Source organism: Marinobacter sp. MA (assembly GCF_048298425.1).
In the GTDB taxonomy this organism is placed as follows: domain Bacteria; phylum Pseudomonadota; class Gammaproteobacteria; order Pseudomonadales; family Oleiphilaceae; genus Marinobacter; species Marinobacter salsuginis.
Map to the genome: position 1 here is coordinate 4,073,388 of NZ_CP103058.1, position 20,266 is coordinate 4,093,653.

The following is a 20,266-nucleotide window of genomic DNA, read 5'->3' on the forward strand; positions in this document are numbered from 1 at the left end:
GGTCCTCACTGTTGAAAAAAGGTTTCCAGGATCAGCACCGCGGCCCGGTCGTCGACTCCGTGACGTCCAAAATCACGACTGCCCCCGGCGGCCATCACTTCGCCCTTGGCTTCGAAGCTGGTGAGCCGCTCGTCCACCATCTCGACCGGCACGTGGTAACGCCCGTGCAGGCGCTTGCCGAACTTTCGCGCCCGGGCACACATATCGTTTTCGGTGTCGTCCATGTTCAGAGGCAGGCCAACCACCACCAGGTCCGGGCGCCACTCCTCAAGCAGGGATTCAATCTGTTGCCAGTCCGGAATACCGTCGCGGGCGGGAATCAGCGCCACTGGCTGGCCGGACCCAAGCAATTCCTGGCCTACGGCAACGCCAATCCGGCGGGTACCAAAATCAAACGCCATAACCCGGCGACTGGTAGTCTCAGGCATGGCCGACCGATTCACTGAGCTGGTTGAGATCTATGCCGATCAGTTTGAGTACGGCCTTGTAACGTTCTTCCCAGGGGGTACGAAACAGGATCTCCGTGGTGGCCGGGCAAGTGAGCCAGGCGTTACTTCCCAGCTCCTCTTCCAGCTGCCCCTCGCTCCAACCGGAGTAGCCCAGGGCCACAAGATATTCCTCGGGGCCCTCACTACGGCCAATCCCTGCCAGTATGTCGCGGGATGTGGTCAGCAGAATATCTTCTGTGACCTTTGCCGTGTTCTGCCAACTGGTTCCGGGGGGATGCAGCACAAAGCCCCGCTCCGGCTGCACCGGACCACCGCTGAATACCGGCAGATCCAGTTCGCCCCCTGGCATGTCCAGTTGTTCCAGAATCTCGCCCAGGTGAATGTCCAGCGGGTGATTGATCATCAAGCCCAGAGCACCGTCGTCGGAATGCTCACAGATATAAATAACGCCGCCATGGAAACGGGGATCCGCGAGATAGGGTGATGCAACCAGAAAATGGTGCCGCAAGCTGTGGGGAGAGTGTTTTGATGCTGTCATCCGGATGTCAGCCCCCGACGCTGGAAGGACCAGGTACGTATGATTTCGAGTTCATCCACCTCTTTCCGCATTTCGTCCGGAAACGGTGCAAAAGGCGCGGCCATCCTGACAATGCGTATTGCTGCATCATCCAGCACGGTGCTGCCGGAAGACTGAAGGATAGCCACCTCTTTAATGGTGCCGTCTTTCTTCAGCGACACCAGCAACCTCAGTGTGCCATAGATTCCGGCATTGCGCGCCTCGGTGGGGTAATTGATGTTGCCCACCCGGGTTACCTTGCTGACCCAGTTCTGGACATACCAGGCGTTGGTAGACTTGAGCGTGGAGGCAGCGGTAACACGCATCACCCTGGGTTTGCGGGCATAGGCCTGCTGCTGGGCATCGAAGCGGGCCTCCAGGCTGGCAATTTCAAGGCTACGCTCCATCAGGCTCTTTTTCTCCCGCACGGGCAGGGGCTCTTCTTCGGGCGTGGTGCGTTCCTCAGGCGCCTGAACCTTCTGACTGGACGCGCTCTCGGTCTGCACCACCTGTTTTTCCTGGCGCGGCTGCGGCTGGGTCTGGGACGGCGGCTCGGGCTGAACCTGAGCCACTTCAGGCTGACTGACCTCCGCCGGCTGGGGCGTGGTCATTTCCCGAACCTCTTCCTGGGTACCGCTGCCCTTCTGACTGGTCTGGGCCAGAAAATCCGCTTTCTCGGGAGCTTCTTCGTCGTCGAACTGGGACAGGGTGATCTCCATGGTCTGAGCCGAGGAACGGGGCGACTCAGGCGCAAAGGTGATACCCAACACCACAATGGCGTGCACTGCCAACGCCATGAAAAGGGTGAAGGAAAACCGGTCGAAGTCGCTTACCTGAACTGCCATTCCTGATACGGATCCTGTCGTTAAACCTGCCCGGTGACCACTACCGGATTAAGCCTGGCCCAGGCGTTTTGCGATTGCATCCATCAACAGACCACCAATATCGATCCCGAAGGCGGCATCGAGTTCCCGGATGCAGGTCGGGCTGGTGACATTGATTTCGGTAAGATAATCACCGATCACGTCCAGGCCGACAAATATGAGGCCCTTCTCTTTAATCACCGGCGCAACGCGCTCGCAGATCTCCCGATCCCGGGCGGTCAGTTCCCGACCTTCGCCGCGGCCGCCGGCGGCAAGATTGCCCCGATTCTCCCCTTGGGATGGGATTCTCGCAAGGGAATAGGGTACCGGCTCACCGTCGATCAACAGGATACGTTTGTCACCATCGCTGATTTCCGGAATGTACTTCTGGGCCATGGCCTGGTGAGTGCCATAGTTGGTGAGGGTTTCGATAATGACCCCGAGGTTGAAATCGTTTTCGCGGATCCTGAAGATCGAATGACCGCCCATGCCATCCACCGGCTTCATGATGACATCGCCGTGCTTGGCATAGAACTCGCGGAAACGGGTTGCCGAACGCGAGACCAACAGAGGTGGCGTCAGGTCCTCAAACTGCGTGGCAAACAGTTTCTCGTTGCAGTCGCGAAGCGTGGATGCCGGGTTGACCACCAGGGCACCCTGCTGCTCCGCCGCCTCCAATATATAGGTGGCCATCAGGAACTCACGGTCCACCGGCGGATCCTTGCGCATCAGGATGACATCGAGATCCCCCAGCGCCCGATCCTGGCTGGGCCCGAAGCTGTACCAGTTCTCGGGATCCATGTGGACGGTCAGGTCGCGGGTGTGCGCCATGGCCGTGCCGCCATCGAGATACATATCCGGCAGCTCCATGTATTCGATTTCCCAGCCACGTTTCTGGGCAGCCAGCAACATGGCCAGTGAGCTGTCTTTCTTGAAGTGGATATCTTCAATCGGATCCATCACGATCCCGAGTCTGACGGTCATGAGCGTTCCTGCAGTCCTGAGGGTTAAAAACACGAACCGGTCTGCAGAGCGGACCGGGCATTAAGTGCTATGCTGTGAAATCAGATGGTATTGTACCCGAGCTGCAAATGCATCCGGAGAAATCCTCAGTCAGTTACGTGACGTTGCGGGCAGAAGTACATTTGGTCACAAACTAATACTTTTTATCCGGCCATTGATAATCTATAAATGAGCGGGGTTTATAGAAGAACCTTAAGGTTTGTGTTAAAACCCCCGTTTTAAAATAACGACAGTCGCTGAGCGCAAGGCAGTTGGACAATGGATGACAACTTCGAGAATTTGAAGATCATGGTGATCGACGACAGTAAAACCATACGTCGCACCGCAGAAACCCTTCTGAAAAAGGTCGGCTGTGAGGTCATCACCGCGACTGACGGCTTTGACGCTCTTGCAAAGATTGCCGATTCCCAGCCGGACATCATTTTTGTCGATATCATGATGCCCCGCCTGGACGGCTACCAGACCTGCGCACTTATCAAGAACAATTCCTCCTTCAAAAAGACGCCGGTTATCATGCTCTCCAGCAAGGACGGGCTGTTCGACAAGGCCAAGGGCCGGATCGTCGGCTCGGACCAGTATCTGACCAAGCCGTTCAGTAAGGATGAGCTACTCAATACCATCCGCCAGTATGTTCCACAGGCGGAACAGTAAACCTGCTGACCCCAAGAACTTTCGAGGAAACCATGGCCCGCATTCTGATTGTTGACGATTCCCCTACCGAGGTTAAGAAAATTTCCACGATCCTGGAAAAACACCAGCACGAAGTGCTGACCGCCGATAATGGTGCCGACGGTGTTGCCAAGGCCCGTGCCGAAACCCCGGATCTGGTTCTGATGGATGTGGTTATGCCCGGCCTGAATGGCTTCCAGGCAACCCGCCAACTGACCCGCGCACCGGAAACCGCCTCCATCCCGGTGGTCATCGTAACCACCAAGGATCAGGAAACTGATCGCGTATGGGGCACCCGCCAGGGCGCCAAGGGTTACCTGGTCAAGCCGGTTAACGAAGACGACCTGATCAAAACAATCAACAGTCTGATTGCCTGATCCCCAACCGTGGAGTACGCATGTCCGCCCAGGCCGCCCCTTTTGCCGTTCTGACGGATATCGCCGAGCGCAGCCGGTCTCTGGCTGCCGGCCTGCCGGAGCAACAGGAAGCCGTTGAACTCTGGAACGGCATCGGTTTTGTTCTCGCAGGTGAACGCTACGTTGCCCCCATGGGCGAAGTCACTGAAATCCTACATGTCCCCAGGTTCACCCACATACCTGGGGTTCGCCCGTTTTTGCTTGGCGCCGCCAATGTTCGTGGCCGCCTCCTGCCTCTGGTTGATCTCGCCGGCTTTTTCGATATTCCCCGCTCTTCCCGCAGCCAGCGGGAGCGGCGAGTGCTGGTTGTTGAGCAGGGCGATATTTTCAGCGGGCTGGTAGTCGACAGTGTCCTGGGTATGCAGTACTTCGCAACTGACAGTTTCAAGGATTCGCCCGAGGGCGTACCTGAAAACGTTCAACCGTTTGTCTCAGGCGGATATGAACGCAACGAGGAAGTCTGGAAAGTGTTTTCGGCCGTCGACCTGCTCGAGGACGAACGGTTTCTGGACGTCGCACAGTGGTAAGGGTGGTGACAATGGCAGGAACATCACCCTGACCGCCTGAAACCCGAAAAAACAAACTTGCCAATTTCTTGAAGAGGCCGGGAGCCAGAAAATGAAGAACAGAGCCGGAAGACTCAGTATGGGACAGGGAGGCAACAAGCTGGTTGCCGGCCTGATCGCCGCGCTGATCGCACTCACCATCCTGCTCGTTGTCGTGCTGTTCATTATCAATCAGGACAGCCAGAACGATCAGGAGTACATCGCCAACACCGCCGAGCTGAGGGTACTCTCTCAGGAGATCGCGAAGAACGCGACCGAGGCTGCCGGCGGTACCGCCGAGGCCTTCAACCAGCTGCGCCGCTCCCGTGACGAATTCCAGCAGCTCTGGACCAACGTAACCGAGGGTAATCCGGAAACCGGTCTGCCGCCGAGTGAACTGGCCCAGCAGAGTGGCGTTCAGGAAAACTGGAACACCGTGCGGGAAAACGCCGACAGCATCCTCTCCACCCAGGATGCGGTACTCGGCCTGCACGAGGTAGCCCGGACCCTGAACGAAACCATCCCGCAGCTGCAGGTTGAGTACGACGATATCGTACAGATCCTGCTCGACAATGACGCGCCTGCCGAACAGATCGCACTGGCCCAGCGTCAGTCGCTGCTGGCGGAGCGGATTGTTCGCTCGGTCAACAACGTACTCTCCGGTGACGAAGACGCGGTTATTGCCGCTGACCGTTTCGGTCGCGACGCAAGCCTGTTCGGTCGAGTGCTCGAGGGCCAGCTGAACGGCAACCCGGCGATGGGTATCTCTCAGGTTAATGACGAAGACGCCATCTACGGCCTCGAAGCGGTCGATGAACTGTTCCAGTTCGTTTCCCAGAACGTAGACGCGATCCTTGAGGCCTCTCCCGACCTCTTCAAGGTTCGTACTGCCGCCAGCGACATCTTCCAGAATTCAGAGATCCTCCTTTCCGAACTCTCGGTACTGGCTGAAAACTTCCGGACCCAGTCTGGCTCACGACTGGTCAGCCCGACCCTGGCCTTCGCCATCCTGGCCGCCATGGTGGCGATCGTTGTCTTCATCGGTCTGGCCCTGTACCGCGAAGCCCAGGCCCGACTGGCTGCCACCCAGGAGCAGAACGAGCAGAACCAGAACGCGATCCTGCGACTGCTGGACGAACTGGCCGACCTCGCTGATGGTGACCTGACCACCGAGGCCACGGTTACCGAGGACTTCACCGGTGCCATCGCCGACTCCATCAACTACGCGATCGACCAGATGCGCGGATTGGTACAGGCCATTCGTGGTACTGCGGTACGGGTAGCGTCAGCGGCCCAGGAAACCCAGGCTACGGCCATGCACCTTGCCGATGCTTCCGAGCACCAGGCCCAGGAAATTGCCGGCGCCTCCGCCGCGGTTAACGAGATGGCTGTGTCCATCGACCAGGTATCCTCGAACGCTGCCGAATCCTCTGCGGTTGCGGAGCGGTCGGTTGCGATCGCGAAGAAAGGCGCGGAAGTGGTACAGAACACCATCCGCGGCATGGACAACATCCGTGAGCAGATCCAGGAAACGTCCAAGCGGATCAAGCGCCTGGGTGAGTCTTCCCAGGAAATCGGTGACATCGTATCCCTGATCAACGACATCGCCGACCAGACCAACATCCTGTCCCTGAACGCCGCGATCCAGGCCTCCATGGCCGGTGACGCGGGCCGGGGCTTCGCGGTGGTTGCGGACGAAGTTCAGCGACTGGCGGAACGTTCCTCCGCGGCTACCAAGCAGATTGAAGCGCTGGTTAAGACGATCCAGTCGGATACCAACGAAGCGGTTATCTCCATGGAACACACCACCGCCGAGGTGGTCCGTGGTGCCCGTCTGGCCCAGGACGCGGGTATCGCACTCGAGGAAATCGAGAACGTATCCATGTCTCTGGCGGAACTGATCCAGAACATCTCCAACGCCGCGCGTCAGCAGTCGTCGTCGGCCGCGCACATTTCCAACACCATGAACGTTATCCAGGAAATCACGTCCCAGACCTCCTCGGGTACCAATGCGACCGCGAAGTCCATCGGTAACCTGGCAGAAATGGCGTCCGAGCTGCGGTCTTCCGTTGCCGGCTTCACCCTGCCGGAAGAAGACGTGGCGGAACAGGAAGAAGAGGAAGACAGCGACGTTCCGGTGGTGGGCTGATTTCCGTTCCAGGGCTGTTGACGGTTTATGGCGCAAATGCATAACAACCTGTCACCTGCCGAGGGCATCTGGTCACTGCGCCGACTCCCGGATATGGACGAGGCGCAGTTCAGCCAGTGGCAAACCCTGCTGGAACACCGAACCGGCATAACCCTGTCCGCGGAACGCCGTTCGTTTCTGGAAACGAACCTTGGCATCCGGATGCGGGAGATCGGCTGCAGCAGCTATCAGGCCTATTACGAAAAAATCGTATCCGGGCCCGATGCAATCCGGGAATGGTCAACACTGGTCGATCGGCTCACGGTTCAGGAAACCCGGTTTTTCCGCGACCCCGACGCCTTCCGGCTGGTTTCCGACTACGTCCTGACCCGGCCTCGGGAGCAGCTGAAAAAGCGCCCCCTGGAGGCTTGGAGTGTCGGATGTAGCACCGGAGAGGAACCATACACCCTGGCCATGGTGCTGAATGAATGCATGAGCCAGCTGGCGTTGCAGCCGCTGTTCGGTGTCACCGGCTCTGATATCAGCAAGCCGGTGATCGAGAAAGCCCGGAACGGTCAGTTCAATCCCCGCAAACTGCTGGGAATGGATGAAGACATGAAAGCCCGGTATTTCCGCCCGGCCGAGCGGAATACCGTAGAAATTGTGAACAGCATCCGTGACAGGGTGTGCTTTACCAGACTGAATGTTCTGGATCTTGATAAAGCGCCCATGCACGGGATGAACATTATCTTCTGCCAGAATCTGCTGATTTATTTCCGTCGCTGGCGCCGGCGGGAGATTGTCAAGCGACTTGCAGAGCGGCTGGCGCCCGGGGGGTTGCTGGTTCTGGGCCAGGGAGAGCTGACCGATTGGCAGCCTCCCGGGTTACAGAGAGTCCCCTCGGAACATGTGCTGGCGTGGATCAAACGCCAGACTGACGAAGAATAACCGGAGTGGTTATGGGCAATCACCATGACAGCATCGCCCTCGACTGGGTTCGGGGAGAGATACAGGACACGCTGACCCAGGGTCAGCATGCACTGGAAGCGTATGTCGAGAATCGTGACGACACCGCGCGCCTGCGCTTCTGCCTGAATTATCTCCATCAGGTACACGGCACCTTGCAAATGGTCGAGCTCTACGGTGCAGCCCTGCTCACCGAGGAGATGGAAAAGCTCACCCAGGCCGTACTCAACGAAACCGTTGCCAATACCGACGAGGCGGTTGAGGTCCTGATGCAGGCCATTCTGCAGCTGCCCCAATACCTCGAGCATCTGGCCAGCAGTCAGGACGATTTTCCGATGGTGCTGCTGCCACTGCTTAACGACCTTCGGGCCGCCCGTGGCGAATCCCTGCTGTCTGATACTTCATTGTTCAAACCGGATCTGGCGCCCTCACGAATCACAGTGACCGGCAAGGTATCGCAGCGCCTGCAAGACCCCACCGTTCTGGGCCACATCCGCAAGCTGCGCCAGATGTACCAGTTTGCGCTGGCCGGCGTCATCCGGGAAGCGGATCTCGATGCCCATTTCGAGTACATGCAGAAGGTGATCCAGCGGCTGATCCGTTTGTGCCAGAAAACGCCCCGGGGTGAGCTCTGGAAAGCGGCCAGTGCGTTCGTGGAAACACTGCAGGCACACGTCAATCCGGTGAACGCAGCAGTGAAATCCCTGCTCAGGGAACTGGACAGTGAAATCCGCCGGCTTACCGACGAGCATGCGGATATCCTCCAGCAACCGGTACCGGAAGCGCTGCTAAAACACCTGCTCTATTACGTTGCCCGTGCCCGGGATCTGGATTCGCCTCAGGTCAGCGCCCTGCGGGAGGCCTACCAGCTGAACCAGGCACTGCCATCGGAAGACGATGTTGATGCCGCCCGAACCCGGGTATCTGGTCCGGGCCGGGACGCCATCCATTCGGTGGTGGGTGCGCTCAACGAAGAGCTGGCCAAGCTCAAGGACCAGCTGGACTTGTTTGTTCGCTCAGAGCTGCGCCAGAACAGTGAGCTTGAGGACCTGCTCCCAGGTTTGCGCCAGGTGGCCAATACCCTGGCCGTGCTGGGTCTGGGGATACCGCGAAAAGTGGTGACCGAGCAGGTCGAACTGGTAGAAAACCTGAGCGCCCAGTCCGAACAGGTTGATGACGGCACCCTGATGGACATCGCCGGCGCACTGCTTTACGTCGAAGCCAGTCTCGCTGGCCTGGACAGTGACGGACAACAGGAGTCGTCCACAGAGGAGGCCTCCGATGCCCCGGTGAACCTTGGCTCACGTGAGCTGGGTGAAGCCAGTGGCGCGCTGCTCCGCGAATCCCGCAACACCCTGGAGCAGGTTAAGTCCGCCATCGTGAATTTCATTGCCTCGCAATGGGATACCCGGGAAATTGAACACGTCCCGGGCCTGCTGCACAGCATTCGCGGCGGCCTCAGCCTGATCCCGCTGGATCGGGTTGCCGGCATGCTGGCCTCGGCAGAGCGCTACATCACTGACGTGTTGTTGGGCAGCAAACAGGTTCCGGACTGGAAACAGCTGGATATTCTGGCCGATGCCGTCACCAGCATCGAGTATTACCTTGAACGTCTGGCCGAGGGTATTGGCGAAAACGACTCGATTCTCAGAGTTGCCGAGGACAGCCTCGCATCCCTCGGGTTCCCGGTCGGCGCAGAGCCCACCTGGACCGAAACTGCCGCAGAGGACGTGCCGGTTGTTGAACCGGCTGAAGAGCAACCGGAAACCACCGTTACGGCTGCCCCAGAAGAAACCAAGAGCTCGGATTCGGAGCTTCTGGACGATGAGATTCTCGGCATTTTCGTTGAGGAAGCCGAAGAAGTTCTCGAAACCATCCACGAATTCTATCCCCGGCTGCGCCAGAACCACGATGACCGTGAAGCGCTGACCGAGGTTCGTCGTGCCTTCCACACGCTTAAGGGAAGCGGCCGACTGGTTGGCGCCACCAGTATTGGCGAACTGGCATGGTCTGTTGAAAACCTCTTGAATCGGGTGATTGACCAGACCATTCGACCCACCGACGACATGTTTACCCTGGTGGACGAGGTCAATGCCCGCATCCCCTCGCTGATCCGTGAGTTCAAGGAAGGCCAGACCGCTGGCGACGTTGAAACACTCATCAGCCGCGCCGAGGCCATGGCGACAACCCGCCGCACCGACGATGAAGCCGTCGAAACACCGGCAGTTGCCGAAGTGGAAGACACAGCGGTCGATGCGCAAGAAGAGACCCTGGAAACAGAGTCACCCGTCGAGGAAAACGACACCGCCGAGGCCGCACCTGAAACGTCTTTCGATGAAGACGACCTGATTGACGATGAAATACTCGAAATTTTTGTTGAAGAAGCCGGCGAGGTGCTGGAAACCATCCGCGAATACCTGCCGATGCTTCTGCGTCAGCACGATGACCGCAGCGCCCTGTCGGAAGTTCGCCGTGCCTTCCACACGCTGAAAGGCAGTGGCCGCATGGTCGGCGCATTGGTTGTCGGCGAATTGGCGTGGTCCGTTGAAAACATGCTGAACCGCGTGATCGACGGCAGCATTTTCATGAACGATGACATTGCCAGCCTGCTGGAAGATGTCACCGCCAACCTGCCGGCCCTGGTCGAAGATTTTGAAAAACGCCGTGCGCCGTCGGTCGACACGTCCAACCTCGAAGCCCGTGCCAACGCCCTGGCCAACGGCGAAATTCCCGATGCCAGCATGATGCCGGTGGCGGAGTCCGATGGCTCGGAAGCCATGGCTGAAAGCGAATACGCAGCGGCTGAGGAAGAGGCCGGGAGCACAGACGAAGATGCGGTCGACCCGGTATTGCTGGATATTTTTGAAAGCGAAACCGAGACCCACCTGCAAACACTGAAGGACTTCCTGTCGGCAGCAGGTGACAAAACCACGGTTGCCTATACCGATGATCTTTCCAGGGCCCTGCACACGCTCAAGGGCAGCGCACATACCGCCGGCATCGGCCCGATCGCAGCGGTGATCACGCCTCTGGAACGATTCGTCAAGGAATCCCGGGCTCAGAACAAGCGTGCCAATCGTGACGTCCTCTCACTGATCGAATCCGCCTGCGACTTCCTGACCCAGGGACTTGCCCAGATTCGTGAAAACCCGCAGGCCTCGCTCCCAGGCACCGAAGCGTTCCTTGGGAAGCTGGATCAACTGACGGAGGAAACGCTCCGCAGCCACAGCGAGGAGGCGCCAAGCCAGCATCCGGAGCAGGCACCATCGCAGCTGGTCCAGCTGTTCCTGAACGAGGGTCTCGACATTGTTCTTGATGCCGACCGGATCCTGGATCACTGGGCTGACAACCCCGGCGAAATGGCCTCGCTGAACCCACTACGCTCCGAACTGGAACAGCTGACCTCTGGCGCTTCCGAAGCCGGTCTCGGCGAAGTCGCCGCGCTCTCGGGTGCATTGAAGGAAACCTATGACGAGGCTGCACGGCGCGACCAGGCGCCGGACCAGACTTTCTTTGAAACTGTCCGCGCCGCTCATGAACAGCTGATCAACATGATGGACCAGGTGGCAGCCGGTCTTGCCACCGAATCCAGCGAGGATATGGTCGCCGCCCTCGAAGGCCTGAAGCAGGTCCAGATCCCGGAAAATCAGGAACCGGACGCCTTCGACCAGGAATTCACCGGCGACCTCGAGGAGATCGATCTCAGTCTTGAGATGGACGAGACCGAGACACCAGCCAGTGAAGACGCCCAAACCGCAGAGCAACCGCCGCTCCCGGAAACCACTGAATCCGATGACGAAATGGATGAGGAACTGGCGGAAATCTTCCTGGAAGAAGCCCGCGACCTCATCGACAGCACCGCCGAAGCGCTCCAGAACTGGAGCGAGAATACGGCCAACCTTGATATCCTGCGCCTGCTTCAGCGGGACTTGCATACCCTCAAGGGCGGCGCACGGCTGGCAGACATCCCTGCCGTCGGCGATCTCTCTCACGAACTGGAAAACCTGTTCGAGGGGCTGACTGAACAGCGGCTGTCGATCAACGACGAGCTCTCGGACTTGCTGTTCCGCTGCCACGATCGTCTGGCCGGCATGGTCGAAAACCTGGAAGCCAAGGAGCTTCCGCGTCCTGCGCCGGATCTGATCGCTGAAATCCAGGCCTATATGGACAACGCCACCGGAACGCGCCCGGTTACCAGCGTAGCCAGCCCCGATGAAGAATCTGAGCCGGCTGAAACGGCAGAAGAACAGGCGCCGCTTCCTGACGTGGAAGAACCGGAAGAGACCGATGTTGCCGGAACCGATGAAGCTGCCGGGTCGGAGGAAGGCGTTACCGATCTTTCCCACCTGGATCCTGAGCTGGTCGGCATTTTCCTGGAAGAAGCCTACGATCTGATCAACTCCACGGGCAGCGCTCTGCATACCTGGACCGAAGATCCCACGGATCGCAGCATTGCCGCAGAACTCCAAAGGGATGTTCACACTCTGAAGGGCGGTGCCCGGATGGCCGGAGTAGAGGCCATCGGCGACCTGACACATGTGCTGGAAGACCTGTTCGAAAAGGTTGCGGAAGGTCAGCTGGAAGCCAGCGAGTCCATGAACGACCTGCTGTTTGCCTGCCATGACCGGTTGGCGCAGATGGTCGAACAGGTGGCTACCCAGAAGCCCTGCCCGCCGGCCAATGAGCTGGTCGCCCGGGTCCAGTCCATCTTGCGGGGCGAGGAAATGCCTTCAGATGCCCGCGACGAGGAGCCGGAGCAATCGACAGAGACTGAGCAAACTGTATCACCGGCCGAGGAAGTGCCGGAAGCCGCCAGCCTCAGCGAGACTCTGACCCAGGCCAGTGACGACGATCTGATTGGCATCTTCCTGGACGAAGGTCTGGAAATCTTTGACGCCATCAGCGAATGTCTCGACCAGTGGCGCGACGAGCCGGAAGAACTGACCGGCCTGACCGAGCTGCAGCAGGAACTGCACACCCTCAAGGGCGGCGCACGGCTTTCCGACGTTGATCCGATTGCCAACCTGGCGGAGGCCTGGTCAGACGCTCTCGACCCACTGATTTCCGGTTCCAACAACCAGAAGACGCTGCTAAGCCTCAGTGATCGCGCCCTGATCAGCCTCAAGGCCATGCTCAACACCCTGGAGGAAGGCAACAAGCCGGAACCGGATACCGGGCTTATTGAAGACTTCCGGGCCGCCCACGAGGTGGCAGCCGAAGAAACCGCTGCGCCCCGTGAAGAGTCCGAGCAGGAGGCCATTGACCCGGAAGTACTGGAGATCTTTCTGGAGGAGGCCGGCGAAATCATGGATCAGCTCGAGCAGCTGCTTGATGACTGGCGCAAGGAACCGGCAAACCACAACTTCAACCAGGAAGCCCAGCGGGCACTCCACACCCTCAAGGGCGGCGCCCGTCTGTCCCAGCTGACCGAGCTTGGCGACAAGGCACACGCCTTTGAAACCCGTTTGATTGATCTGGGCGGCAATGCCCCGGATGAATCACAGTGGCAGTCGATCACCGAAGATCACGACGCCATCATTGCCCTGGTCGCAGATATCCGTAAGGGCTATGAGTCCGGCTCGGGCGTGCCTGCACCGGCGAAGGCCGAAACACCGGCACCTGTCGCACCGGAACCCAAGAGGCCCGAAGAGCCGACACCGCCCGCCAAGGCGGAAAAGCCGGTGGCACCGGCGCCGAAGCCCGGAAAATCTCCGGCCAAGGCCCGCAAGCAGGCGGCCGAAGCGCAGCGCGCTGCCCAGGAAACCATCCGGGTCTCCGCACCGCTGCTGGATGACCTGGTCAACCTGGCGGGTGAAACCAGTATCACCCGTGGCCGACTGGAGCAGCAAACCAGTGATTTCGGCCACACCCTGGACGAAATGGCCGCCACCATCGAACGTCTGCGTGAGCAGCTGCGCCGGATGGAAATCGAGACCGAAGCGCAGATCCTGTTCAGTGCCGAGAAAGAACACGGTCCGGATTACGGTGACGACTTCGACCCGCTGGAAATGGACCGTTACTCGTCCATCCAGCAGCTGTCCCGCGCATTGACTGAATCCTCGTCGGATCTGGCCGATCTTCGTGAGACCCTGTCTGACCGGGTTCGCGACACTGAAACCCTGCTGGTACAGCAGTCCCGGATCAACACGGAACTCCAGGAAGGTCTGATGAAGACCCGGATGATTCCGTTTGCCTCCATGGTGCCACGTCTGCGCCGCATTGTTCGCCAGATCAGCGGCGAGCTGGGCAAGAAGGTGGATTTCGATGTCCGCAACGCCGAAGGCGAGATGGACCGGAACATCCTCGAGCGCATGATCGCGCCCCTGGAACACATGCTCCGGAACGCCCTGGACCATGGTATCGAGAGCCCGGCCGACCGGAAGAAAGCGGGCAAGCCGGAGACCGGCGAGGTGACCCTGTCACTGACCCGTGAAGGCGGCGATGTGGTCCTGCGCATGATCGATGATGGCGCCGGTATTCCCTCTTCGGTGATCCGCGACAAGGCCATCCGTCAGGGCATGCTGCGCGAAGATGAAGACCTGTCCGAACGGGAAATCCTGCAGTTTATCCTGCAGCCAGGCTTCTCCACCGCCCAGCAGGTCACCCAGATTTCCGGCCGGGGCGTGGGCATGGACGTGGTTGCCAGTGAAATCAAGCAACTCGGCGGCAGCCTGGATATCGATTCCGCCGTGGGCCGCGGCACCACCTTCACCGTGCGCCTGCCGTTCACGGTGTCTGTGAACCGGGCCTTGATGGTTTCCACGGGCGAGGATTTCTACGCGATCCCGCTGAACACCATTGAGGGTATCGTCCGGGTCAGCACTTACGAGCTTGAGGAATATTACAAGCCGGATGCGCCGCTGTATGAATACGCCGGCCAGGAATACCGGCTCCAGTACCTGGGCAGTCTACTGAACAGTGACCACCATCCGAAGCTGCAGGGACAGGCTCTGCCGCTGCCGGTAATTCTGGTGCGCGGTGCCGAGCAACCCATGGCCCTGCAGGTGGACAACCTGATGGGCAGCCGGGAGATTGTTGTTAAATCCCTCGGGCCCCAGTTCAGCTCCGTTCGCGGCGTGTCCGGTGCCACCATCCTGGGTGACGGTAACGTGGTTGTGATTCTCGACCTGCCGGCCATGATCCGTTCCGACATCCTGTCCGAACGCCAGCGCCTGGCCAATCTCGAGAAGGCTCGCGAGTCCGCCCGGTACGAGGAACAGGCCACCGTGGTCATGGTGGTGGACGACTCGGTTACGGTGAGGAAGGTCACCTCGCGGCTGCTGGAGCGAAACGGCATGGAAGTCATCACCGCGAAAGACGGGCTCGATGCGGTGGCACAGCTGCAGGACCACAAACCGGACATTATACTGCTGGATATCGAGATGCCGCGGATGGACGGTTTCGAAGTTGCCAGCTTTGTTCGCCACGACGATAACCTGCGTGAAACACCGATCTGCATGATCACCTCCCGGACCGGCGAGAAACACCGCGAACGTGCGCTGGCCATTGGTGTCAACGAGTATCTCGGCAAGCCGTTCCAGGAAACCGAGCTGCTTGAGACCATTGAGCGGCTGACCGGAAGGCAGTGATGACCGGCCAATGTGGCCGGCCAAAGGTCGGGATCGTCTCGGATGTGGTCCTGCAGCGTCATCGGCTGCAGGCCGCCACATCCAAGTTCGGTCTCGAGGTGCGCTTTTCCGGGGATCCGGACCGGTTGCTGGGTTATCCCGAGTTTCCCGATGCCAGCCTCTGGCTGGTAACCCTGGAGGACGAGGCCGACCACCCGTTACTGTTCGATCACCTGCTTGAAAACACGGAAGCGCCGGTGCTGTTCGGGCTGGACGAAGCACCCAAGCCCGGGAGTACAGAGTACTTCCGGTGGGAGCGACGGTTGCTGGGCAAGCTGGAACAGCAACTGGGGCACCTGGAAGAGCTGGATTCGGAAGCCACACTGGCAGAGCTGGAGCAGGACACGCCGGCGGCGACTCCATCACCGGACCTGCCACACTGGATTCCTCCGGCTGCCCCCGGATCGGTCGCTGAGGAAGTCTGGATTCTCGGCGCCTCGCTGGGCGGGCCCGCGGCGGTCAAGACGTTTCTGGATCACCTGCCTCCGAATCTGCCCGTTGGCTTTATCTATGCCCAGCACATTGATGGCAACTTTACCGAGGTTCTGACCCGGGTGCTCGGGCGTCACGCCCACTATCAGCTCAAGCGGGCGGAAGAGGGCTACCAGGTCAAGAATGGTGACGTCGTGCTGATGCCGGTGGAGCACGAGTGGAAAGTGAGTGAACAGGGTACCCTGACGGAAACCAGCACCGCCTGGCCAGGTCCCTACGGGCCCTCTATTGATCAGGTTTTGCTGAACGTCGCTGATCATTACGGCCAGCGCTGCCATGCTATTCTTTTTTCCGGCATGGGTAATGATGGCGCCATTGCGGCGCCGTTACTGAAAGCTTACGGTAGCCGGATCTGGGTGCAGGAGAGCACAAGCTGCGGCAACAGCTCCATGCCCGAATCCGTGGCCGCAACCGGTTGTGCCGGTTTTTGCGGCACCCCGGAGCAGCTGGCCCGGGAACTGGTTAAAACCATTGAAGAATCCTGCCTGCTCAAGAGCAGGCAGAAACGGGACTCCGCCTGAGGTAACAAGCAATGAATGACAACAGCCAATCCCTCTCCTGCGTCATGATTCCCATGAGCGGACGGCAACTGTTGCTGCCAAACGTCTCGATTGCGGAAGTGGTCGACTACGCCAGCTCTGACGCGGGCGCCAACACACCCGAATGGCTGGTTGGCTACCTGGACTGGCGGGGCCTCCAGCTCCCGGTGATTTCCTACGATGCGGCCAACGGCGGCGTGCTCACCGTCCCTGGTGACAACCGTGGCCGGATTGTTGTGCTCAACACCATCGGAGACCATCACAAGGAAATTCCCTTTATGGCCCTGGTAACCCAGGGCATTCCCAGCCAGGCCCGTTTGAGCGAGGAACAGGTCAGGAAACTGGAGGGTGAGCCAGGCCCGGCAGATCTGATGCTGGTTGAGGTAGAGGGTGAGAACGCCTGGATCCCGAACCTGGAATATCTCGAATCCCTGGTACTGAAGTCCAGACACTAACCGGTTATCCGTTCTGCTGCCGGGCATGGCAGACATCCCTGCAAATGTTATAATGTTTCAAATTTTGCAGGATTTTGACCATGTCCGCCCGAGCCATTCCCTATCGGCCACACAACCACGACGCCTGTGTCAGCCAGGCCCTGACTGACGCACGGGCCATTTGCCAGCGTCAGAATGCCCGTCTGACCCCGATTCGGGAACGGGTGCTGGAACTGATCTGGCAGTCCCACAAGCCGCTGGGCGCCTACGATGTGCTGGCCGAGCTTTCTTCCGATGGTCATAACGCTGCTCCGCCTACCGTATACCGCGCACTGGATTTCCTTCAGCAGCATGGGCTTGTGCACCGCATCGCGTCGCTCAACGCTTTTATCGGCTGTACCCACGCGGGTGAAAGCCACACCGGCATGTTTCTGATCTGTCGGGCCTGCGGCAATGTTCTCGAACTGACCGCTCCCGAGGTGTCAACAGAAGTTCGCAAGGCCGCCTCCGGCCAGGGCTTCCTGGCCGAGAACACTACCCTCGAGATAGCCGGGCTTTGCCCCGGTTGCCAGGCGGAGCCGGAGCATGAGTGAACCTCTGGTCAGCCTTGAGAATCTCACCGTCCAGTTCGACTCACGGCCCGTGGTCGACCGGGTCAACCTCAAGATCCATCGAGGCGATATCATCACCATTATCGGGCCCAACGGTGCCGGCAAAACCACGCTGATCAAGGCAGTCCTGGGCATTCAGAAGGTGTCCTCAGGACAGGTGTCGATCAAGAAGAACCTGGTCATCGGCTACGTTCCCCAGCATCTGACTCTCGAGGCCACGCTTCCCCTCAGCGTCAAACGTTTCATGCTGCTCAGCGGCCGGTCGCTCGGCGAATGTCAGACCGCGCTTGCCCGCACCGGTGTTGGCCACCTGCTGCACGCCTCGGTACACCATTTGTCCGGTGGTGAAAAACAGCGGCTGTTACTGGCCAGGGCCCTGGCCCGAAAACCGGATCTTCTTGTGCTCGATGAACCTGCCCAGGGGGTCGATATCAATGGCCAGGCGTCGCTGTATGAACTCATTCGCCAGCTTCGGGACGACCTGAACTGCGGTGTGATCATGATCTCCCACGACCTGCACCTGGTGATGGCAGCCACGGACAAGGTTATCTGTCTGAACCAGCATGTCTGCTGCAGCGGTTATCCCGAAGACATTTCCCATGACCCGGCGTTCATCGAGACATTTGGCCGCCCGGTGGCAGAATCCCTGGCGGTTTACCACCATCACCACAACCACAGTCATGATCTACACGGGAACGTGGTGGACAGCGAGTCTCAGAACGCCTCCTCCGGACACGGCGGACACACGGAATGTAATCATGCCCATCATTAATGCCGTTCTGGACGATTTCTTCTGGCGTGCCTTGATTGGCGGCCTCGGCGTTGCCCTCGTGGCGGGCCCCCTGGGCTGTTTCGTGGTCTGGCGTCGCATGGCCTATTTTGGCGATACCCTGGCACATTCGGCGCTGCTGGGCATTGCCCTGAGCTTTCTGATCAGCGTGCCGCTGAACCTTGGTGTGATCATAACCTGCGTGGTCCTGGCCATGGCCCTGGTGTTGTTATCCCGAACGAGAGCCCTGGCAACGGATACGCTGCTCGGGATTCTCGCCCACAGTGCCCTGGCCATCGGCCTGGTGACCCTGAGCTTCATGCCGGATGTTCGCGTCGACCTGACCGGTCTGCTGTTCGGCGATCTGCTAGCCATGAGTCGCGAGGACCTGTTGTGGATCTATGGCGGCGCGGCACTGATCCTGTTCCTGTTGTCGGTACTCTGGCGCGGATTGCTGATGAGCACGATTCACGAGGAGCTGGCCCGGGTGGAAGGCGTTGCCGTCGAACGCCTCCGTCTGGTTCTGATGCTGATGTTCTCTCTGGTGATCGCGGTGGCCATGAAAATCGTCGGCGTGCTGCTGATTACCGCCCTGCTCATCATTCCCGCGGCCACCGCCCGGCGCCTGGCCCACAATCCGGAGATCATGGTGGCCATGGCAATCGGTTTCGGCTTTGTTGCGGTAAGCGGAGGCCTGAGCCTGTCATGGCATCTGGACACGCCTGCTGGCCCGTCCGTTGTGGTGACCGCTTTTGCCGTTTTCCTGCTGGTTTACGGTGCTGCCGGAAAAGTCCGCAGTTGAGCATTTCCCTCTATTCACGAGCTGGACTAGAGTATAGGGGTACAGACGGCCTGACCCACAGGTAATGGCCTCGCCGCACAGGACGCCCAGCATGGAAAGCTCAGTTCCAGGCCGGTTCCGCAGACCGGTACTTTGGCCAGGGGTCTGGATCCCACTGCTTCTGGTCGCAGCCGGGCTGCTGGTAACCGGAATCACGGCAAATATCGAAGGACGGCGGGCCATGGCCCTGGCTGAAGCGCGCTACTACGCCCAGCATCAGGCCCTGGTCAATCACCTGCTGGCCAACGTGCCGAATCGTCCGGGCGCGGGCGACAGCAGCCAACCGGTCTCGGCCTGGCTCCAGGCTCTGTTCAGCGACACCCTGCCTGATTCCCTCGGCCTGCGTATCGATACCCTCGAACGACACACCAAGACGCCACTGCTGGAGATACGAGCCAACGGTTCGGTGGACCCTACACGGGCATTGCGCACCGAAGTGTCACCGCTGGACCATCACTGGATACTCACCACCGTGCCCTCACCCAAAGGCCTGGAAGACGTCGCCCGGGCTGCCTCGCAGACCGTCTGGCTCGCAGGTTTCGCTCTGTCCCTGTTTGCTGCCTCGCTTGCTCTACTACTCAACCGCCGGCTTCATCTTCAGGCGCTCCATATCCGTGGCCTGGAACAGAGGGAAATCGGCGCTGACCATCAGATCGCCAACTTTCAGGTCGAGAAGTCGATATTGCGCCAGGCACTGAATGACAGTGAACAGCGAAGTCGCGATCTGGTAGCCCTGTCTGGGGCCGTGATCTGGGAACTGGATGAAAATGGCAGAATCGGCTTTGTTTCAACGCAAATCGCCGAACTTCTGGATCGAGCGCCCGCTGACCTGGTGGGACAGCCACTGGAAGAACTGGTTGCGCCGGCCTTTCAAGACAATTTCAGGCGGGCCCTCGCGGCCGCTCGCAGTGACAGCTCCATTGAGCGGATTGATCTTCCTCTCCTTCACCGGGACCAGGAAGCAGAGGTGCCAGTCGTGCTCAGGGTCCGGGCTTTGAAAGATCCGGTCCACGGACTGTCAGGTTTCCGGATAAGTACCCTGCAACGTATGACCCACTAATCGAGGGTCTTGTGGGTGCCGTCGCACAGGGGGGCATTGCCTGTTTGCTTGCATCCGCAGAACCAGACCCACTCTTTCTTTTCCGCCTCATACTTGACCGGCGTTATACCGGTACCCTTGTGGGAACCGTCACAGAATGGCTGGCTGTTACTGCGGCCACAGGCACACCAGAGGTAGTTCTTTCCTGCCTCTACCATGACGGAGTAAGGCGTCTTACTGGCGATCAACGGTTTCTCATCGGACATAATCTGTTCCTCGAGTCATGACTGTAGTCAAC

At 59.5% G+C, this 20,266-nt stretch carries 17 protein-coding genes; 12 read left to right on the plus strand and 5 right to left on the minus strand.

Features of this window, described 5'->3' with window-relative positions; translation table 11 throughout:
* Positions 1–5: 5 nt before the first annotated feature.
* The 4 genes from ruvX to gshB are packed head-to-tail and all read right to left on the minus strand — an operon-like array spanning position 6 to position 2,852.
* On the minus strand, positions 6–428 hold the full coding sequence (ruvX, locus tag NUW46_RS18830; RefSeq protein WP_222465636.1) for a Holliday junction resolvase RuvX: 423 nt from the start codon (positions 426–428) through the stop codon (positions 6–8).
* Positions 421–987 carry a YqgE/AlgH family protein gene (locus NUW46_RS18835; RefSeq protein ID WP_418140947.1) on the minus strand — a complete coding sequence of 189 codons (567 nt, stop codon included), beginning with the start codon at positions 985–987 and terminating at the stop codon, positions 421–423. Before NUW46_RS18835 ends, ruvX begins: the two co-directional genes overlap by 8 nt.
* Positions 984–1,850, minus strand: coding sequence for an energy transducer TonB (locus tag NUW46_RS18840; RefSeq protein ID WP_069182278.1), 867 nt, complete (start codon positions 1,848–1,850; stop codon positions 984–986). Before NUW46_RS18840 ends, NUW46_RS18835 begins: the two co-directional genes overlap by 4 nt.
* A gap of 48 nt (positions 1,851–1,898) precedes the next feature.
* Positions 1,899–2,852, minus strand: a complete 954-nt coding sequence (gene gshB / locus NUW46_RS18845) for a glutathione synthase (RefSeq protein ID WP_083231733.1) — start codon at positions 2,850–2,852, stop codon at positions 1,899–1,901.
* A 297-nt stretch (positions 2,853–3,149) separates the two neighbouring features.
* Between gshB and pilG the strand changes: the two genes are divergently transcribed.
* The 12 genes from pilG (at position 3,150) to NUW46_RS18905 (ending at position 19,989) form a co-directional block, all read left to right on the plus strand.
* Positions 3,150–3,542 carry a twitching motility response regulator PilG gene (gene pilG / locus NUW46_RS18850; RefSeq protein WP_008175635.1) on the plus strand — a complete coding sequence of 131 codons (393 nt, stop codon included), beginning with the start codon at positions 3,150–3,152 and terminating at the stop codon, positions 3,540–3,542.
* 32 nt (positions 3,543–3,574) lie between these two features.
* Positions 3,575–3,937 (plus strand): twitching motility response regulator PilH, encoded by a 363-nt coding sequence (gene pilH / locus NUW46_RS18855; protein WP_008939836.1) that lies wholly within the window; start codon positions 3,575–3,577, stop codon positions 3,935–3,937.
* A gap of 20 nt (positions 3,938–3,957) precedes the next feature.
* Positions 3,958–4,503: a chemotaxis protein CheW gene (locus NUW46_RS18860; RefSeq protein WP_069182279.1), complete on the plus strand. Its 546-nt coding sequence runs from the start codon at positions 3,958–3,960 to the stop codon at positions 4,501–4,503.
* A gap of 91 nt (positions 4,504–4,594) precedes the next feature.
* Positions 4,595–6,670, plus strand: coding sequence for a methyl-accepting chemotaxis protein (locus NUW46_RS18865; protein WP_069182280.1), 2,076 nt, complete (start codon positions 4,595–4,597; stop codon positions 6,668–6,670).
* Positions 6,671–6,697: 27 nt separating this feature from the next.
* Complete coding sequence (locus NUW46_RS18870) at positions 6,698–7,597, plus strand: CheR family methyltransferase (RefSeq protein WP_069182281.1); 900 nt, start codon at positions 6,698–6,700, stop codon at positions 7,595–7,597.
* 11 nt (positions 7,598–7,608) lie between these two features.
* Positions 7,609–15,204: an Hpt domain-containing protein gene (locus tag NUW46_RS18875; RefSeq protein ID WP_418140948.1), complete on the plus strand. Its 7,596-nt coding sequence runs from the start codon at positions 7,609–7,611 to the stop codon at positions 15,202–15,204.
* Positions 15,204–16,256, plus strand: a complete 1,053-nt coding sequence (locus tag NUW46_RS18880; RefSeq protein ID WP_209399489.1) for a chemotaxis protein CheB — start codon at positions 15,204–15,206, stop codon at positions 16,254–16,256. The genes NUW46_RS18875 and NUW46_RS18880 overlap by 1 nt, the downstream gene beginning before the upstream one ends.
* 11 nt (positions 16,257–16,267) lie before the next feature.
* On the plus strand, positions 16,268–16,729 hold the full coding sequence (locus NUW46_RS18885) for a chemotaxis protein CheW (RefSeq protein ID WP_069182284.1): 462 nt from the start codon (positions 16,268–16,270) through the stop codon (positions 16,727–16,729).
* 80 nt (positions 16,730–16,809) lie between these two features.
* The gene (locus NUW46_RS18890) at positions 16,810–17,301 is read left to right on the plus strand and encodes a Fur family transcriptional regulator (RefSeq protein ID WP_305966310.1); all 492 of its coding nucleotides are present in this window, start codon (positions 16,810–16,812) and stop codon (positions 17,299–17,301) included.
* Positions 17,294–18,091: a zinc ABC transporter ATP-binding protein ZnuC gene (gene znuC, locus NUW46_RS18895; protein ID WP_153634093.1), complete on the plus strand. Its 798-nt coding sequence runs from the start codon at positions 17,294–17,296 to the stop codon at positions 18,089–18,091. Before NUW46_RS18890 ends, znuC begins: the two co-directional genes overlap by 8 nt.
* Positions 18,078–18,890, plus strand: a complete 813-nt coding sequence (locus NUW46_RS18900; protein WP_069182287.1) for a metal ABC transporter permease — start codon at positions 18,078–18,080, stop codon at positions 18,888–18,890. Before znuC ends, NUW46_RS18900 begins: the two co-directional genes overlap by 14 nt.
* A gap of 91 nt (positions 18,891–18,981) precedes the next feature.
* Positions 18,982–19,989, plus strand: coding sequence for a PAS domain-containing protein (locus NUW46_RS18905; RefSeq protein ID WP_418140949.1), 1,008 nt, complete (start codon positions 18,982–18,984; stop codon positions 19,987–19,989).
* Here NUW46_RS18905 and NUW46_RS18910 read toward each other — a convergent pair.
* Positions 19,986–20,234, minus strand: coding sequence for a CDGSH iron-sulfur domain-containing protein (locus NUW46_RS18910; protein ID WP_153634095.1), 249 nt, complete (start codon positions 20,232–20,234; stop codon positions 19,986–19,988). The two genes, NUW46_RS18905 and NUW46_RS18910, sit on opposite strands and share 4 nt — an antisense overlap.
* Positions 20,235–20,266 lie beyond the last annotated feature (32 nt).

Coding starts and splice junctions, on each gene's coding strand:
- ruvX (WP_222465636.1), bottom strand. CDS start 428: ATGCCTGAGACTACCAGTCGCCGGGTTATGGCGTTTGATTTTGGTACC.
- NUW46_RS18835 (WP_418140947.1), bottom strand. CDS start 987: ATGACAGCATCAAAACACTCTCCCCACAGCTTGCGGCACCATTTTCTG.
- NUW46_RS18840 (WP_069182278.1), bottom strand. CDS start 1,850: ATGGCAGTTCAGGTAAGCGACTTCGACCGGTTTTCCTTCACCCTTTTC.
- gshB (WP_083231733.1), bottom strand. CDS start 2,852: ATGACCGTCAGACTCGGGATCGTGATGGATCCGATTGAAGATATCCAC.
- pilG (WP_008175635.1), top strand. CDS start 3,150: ATGGATGACAACTTCGAGAATTTGAAGATCATGGTGATCGACGACAGT.
- pilH (WP_008939836.1), top strand. CDS start 3,575: ATGGCCCGCATTCTGATTGTTGACGATTCCCCTACCGAGGTTAAGAAA.
- NUW46_RS18860 (WP_069182279.1), top strand. CDS start 3,958: ATGTCCGCCCAGGCCGCCCCTTTTGCCGTTCTGACGGATATCGCCGAG.
- NUW46_RS18865 (WP_069182280.1), top strand. CDS start 4,595: ATGAAGAACAGAGCCGGAAGACTCAGTATGGGACAGGGAGGCAACAAG.
- NUW46_RS18870 (WP_069182281.1), top strand. CDS start 6,698: ATGGCGCAAATGCATAACAACCTGTCACCTGCCGAGGGCATCTGGTCA.
- NUW46_RS18875 (WP_418140948.1), top strand. CDS start 7,609: ATGGGCAATCACCATGACAGCATCGCCCTCGACTGGGTTCGGGGAGAG.
- NUW46_RS18880 (WP_209399489.1), top strand. CDS start 15,204: ATGACCGGCCAATGTGGCCGGCCAAAGGTCGGGATCGTCTCGGATGTG.
- NUW46_RS18885 (WP_069182284.1), top strand. CDS start 16,268: ATGAATGACAACAGCCAATCCCTCTCCTGCGTCATGATTCCCATGAGC.
- NUW46_RS18890 (WP_305966310.1), top strand. CDS start 16,810: ATGTCCGCCCGAGCCATTCCCTATCGGCCACACAACCACGACGCCTGT.
- znuC (WP_153634093.1), top strand. CDS start 17,294: ATGAGTGAACCTCTGGTCAGCCTTGAGAATCTCACCGTCCAGTTCGAC.
- NUW46_RS18900 (WP_069182287.1), top strand. CDS start 18,078: ATGCCCATCATTAATGCCGTTCTGGACGATTTCTTCTGGCGTGCCTTG.
- NUW46_RS18905 (WP_418140949.1), top strand. CDS start 18,982: ATGGAAAGCTCAGTTCCAGGCCGGTTCCGCAGACCGGTACTTTGGCCA.
- NUW46_RS18910 (WP_153634095.1), bottom strand. CDS start 20,234: ATGTCCGATGAGAAACCGTTGATCGCCAGTAAGACGCCTTACTCCGTC.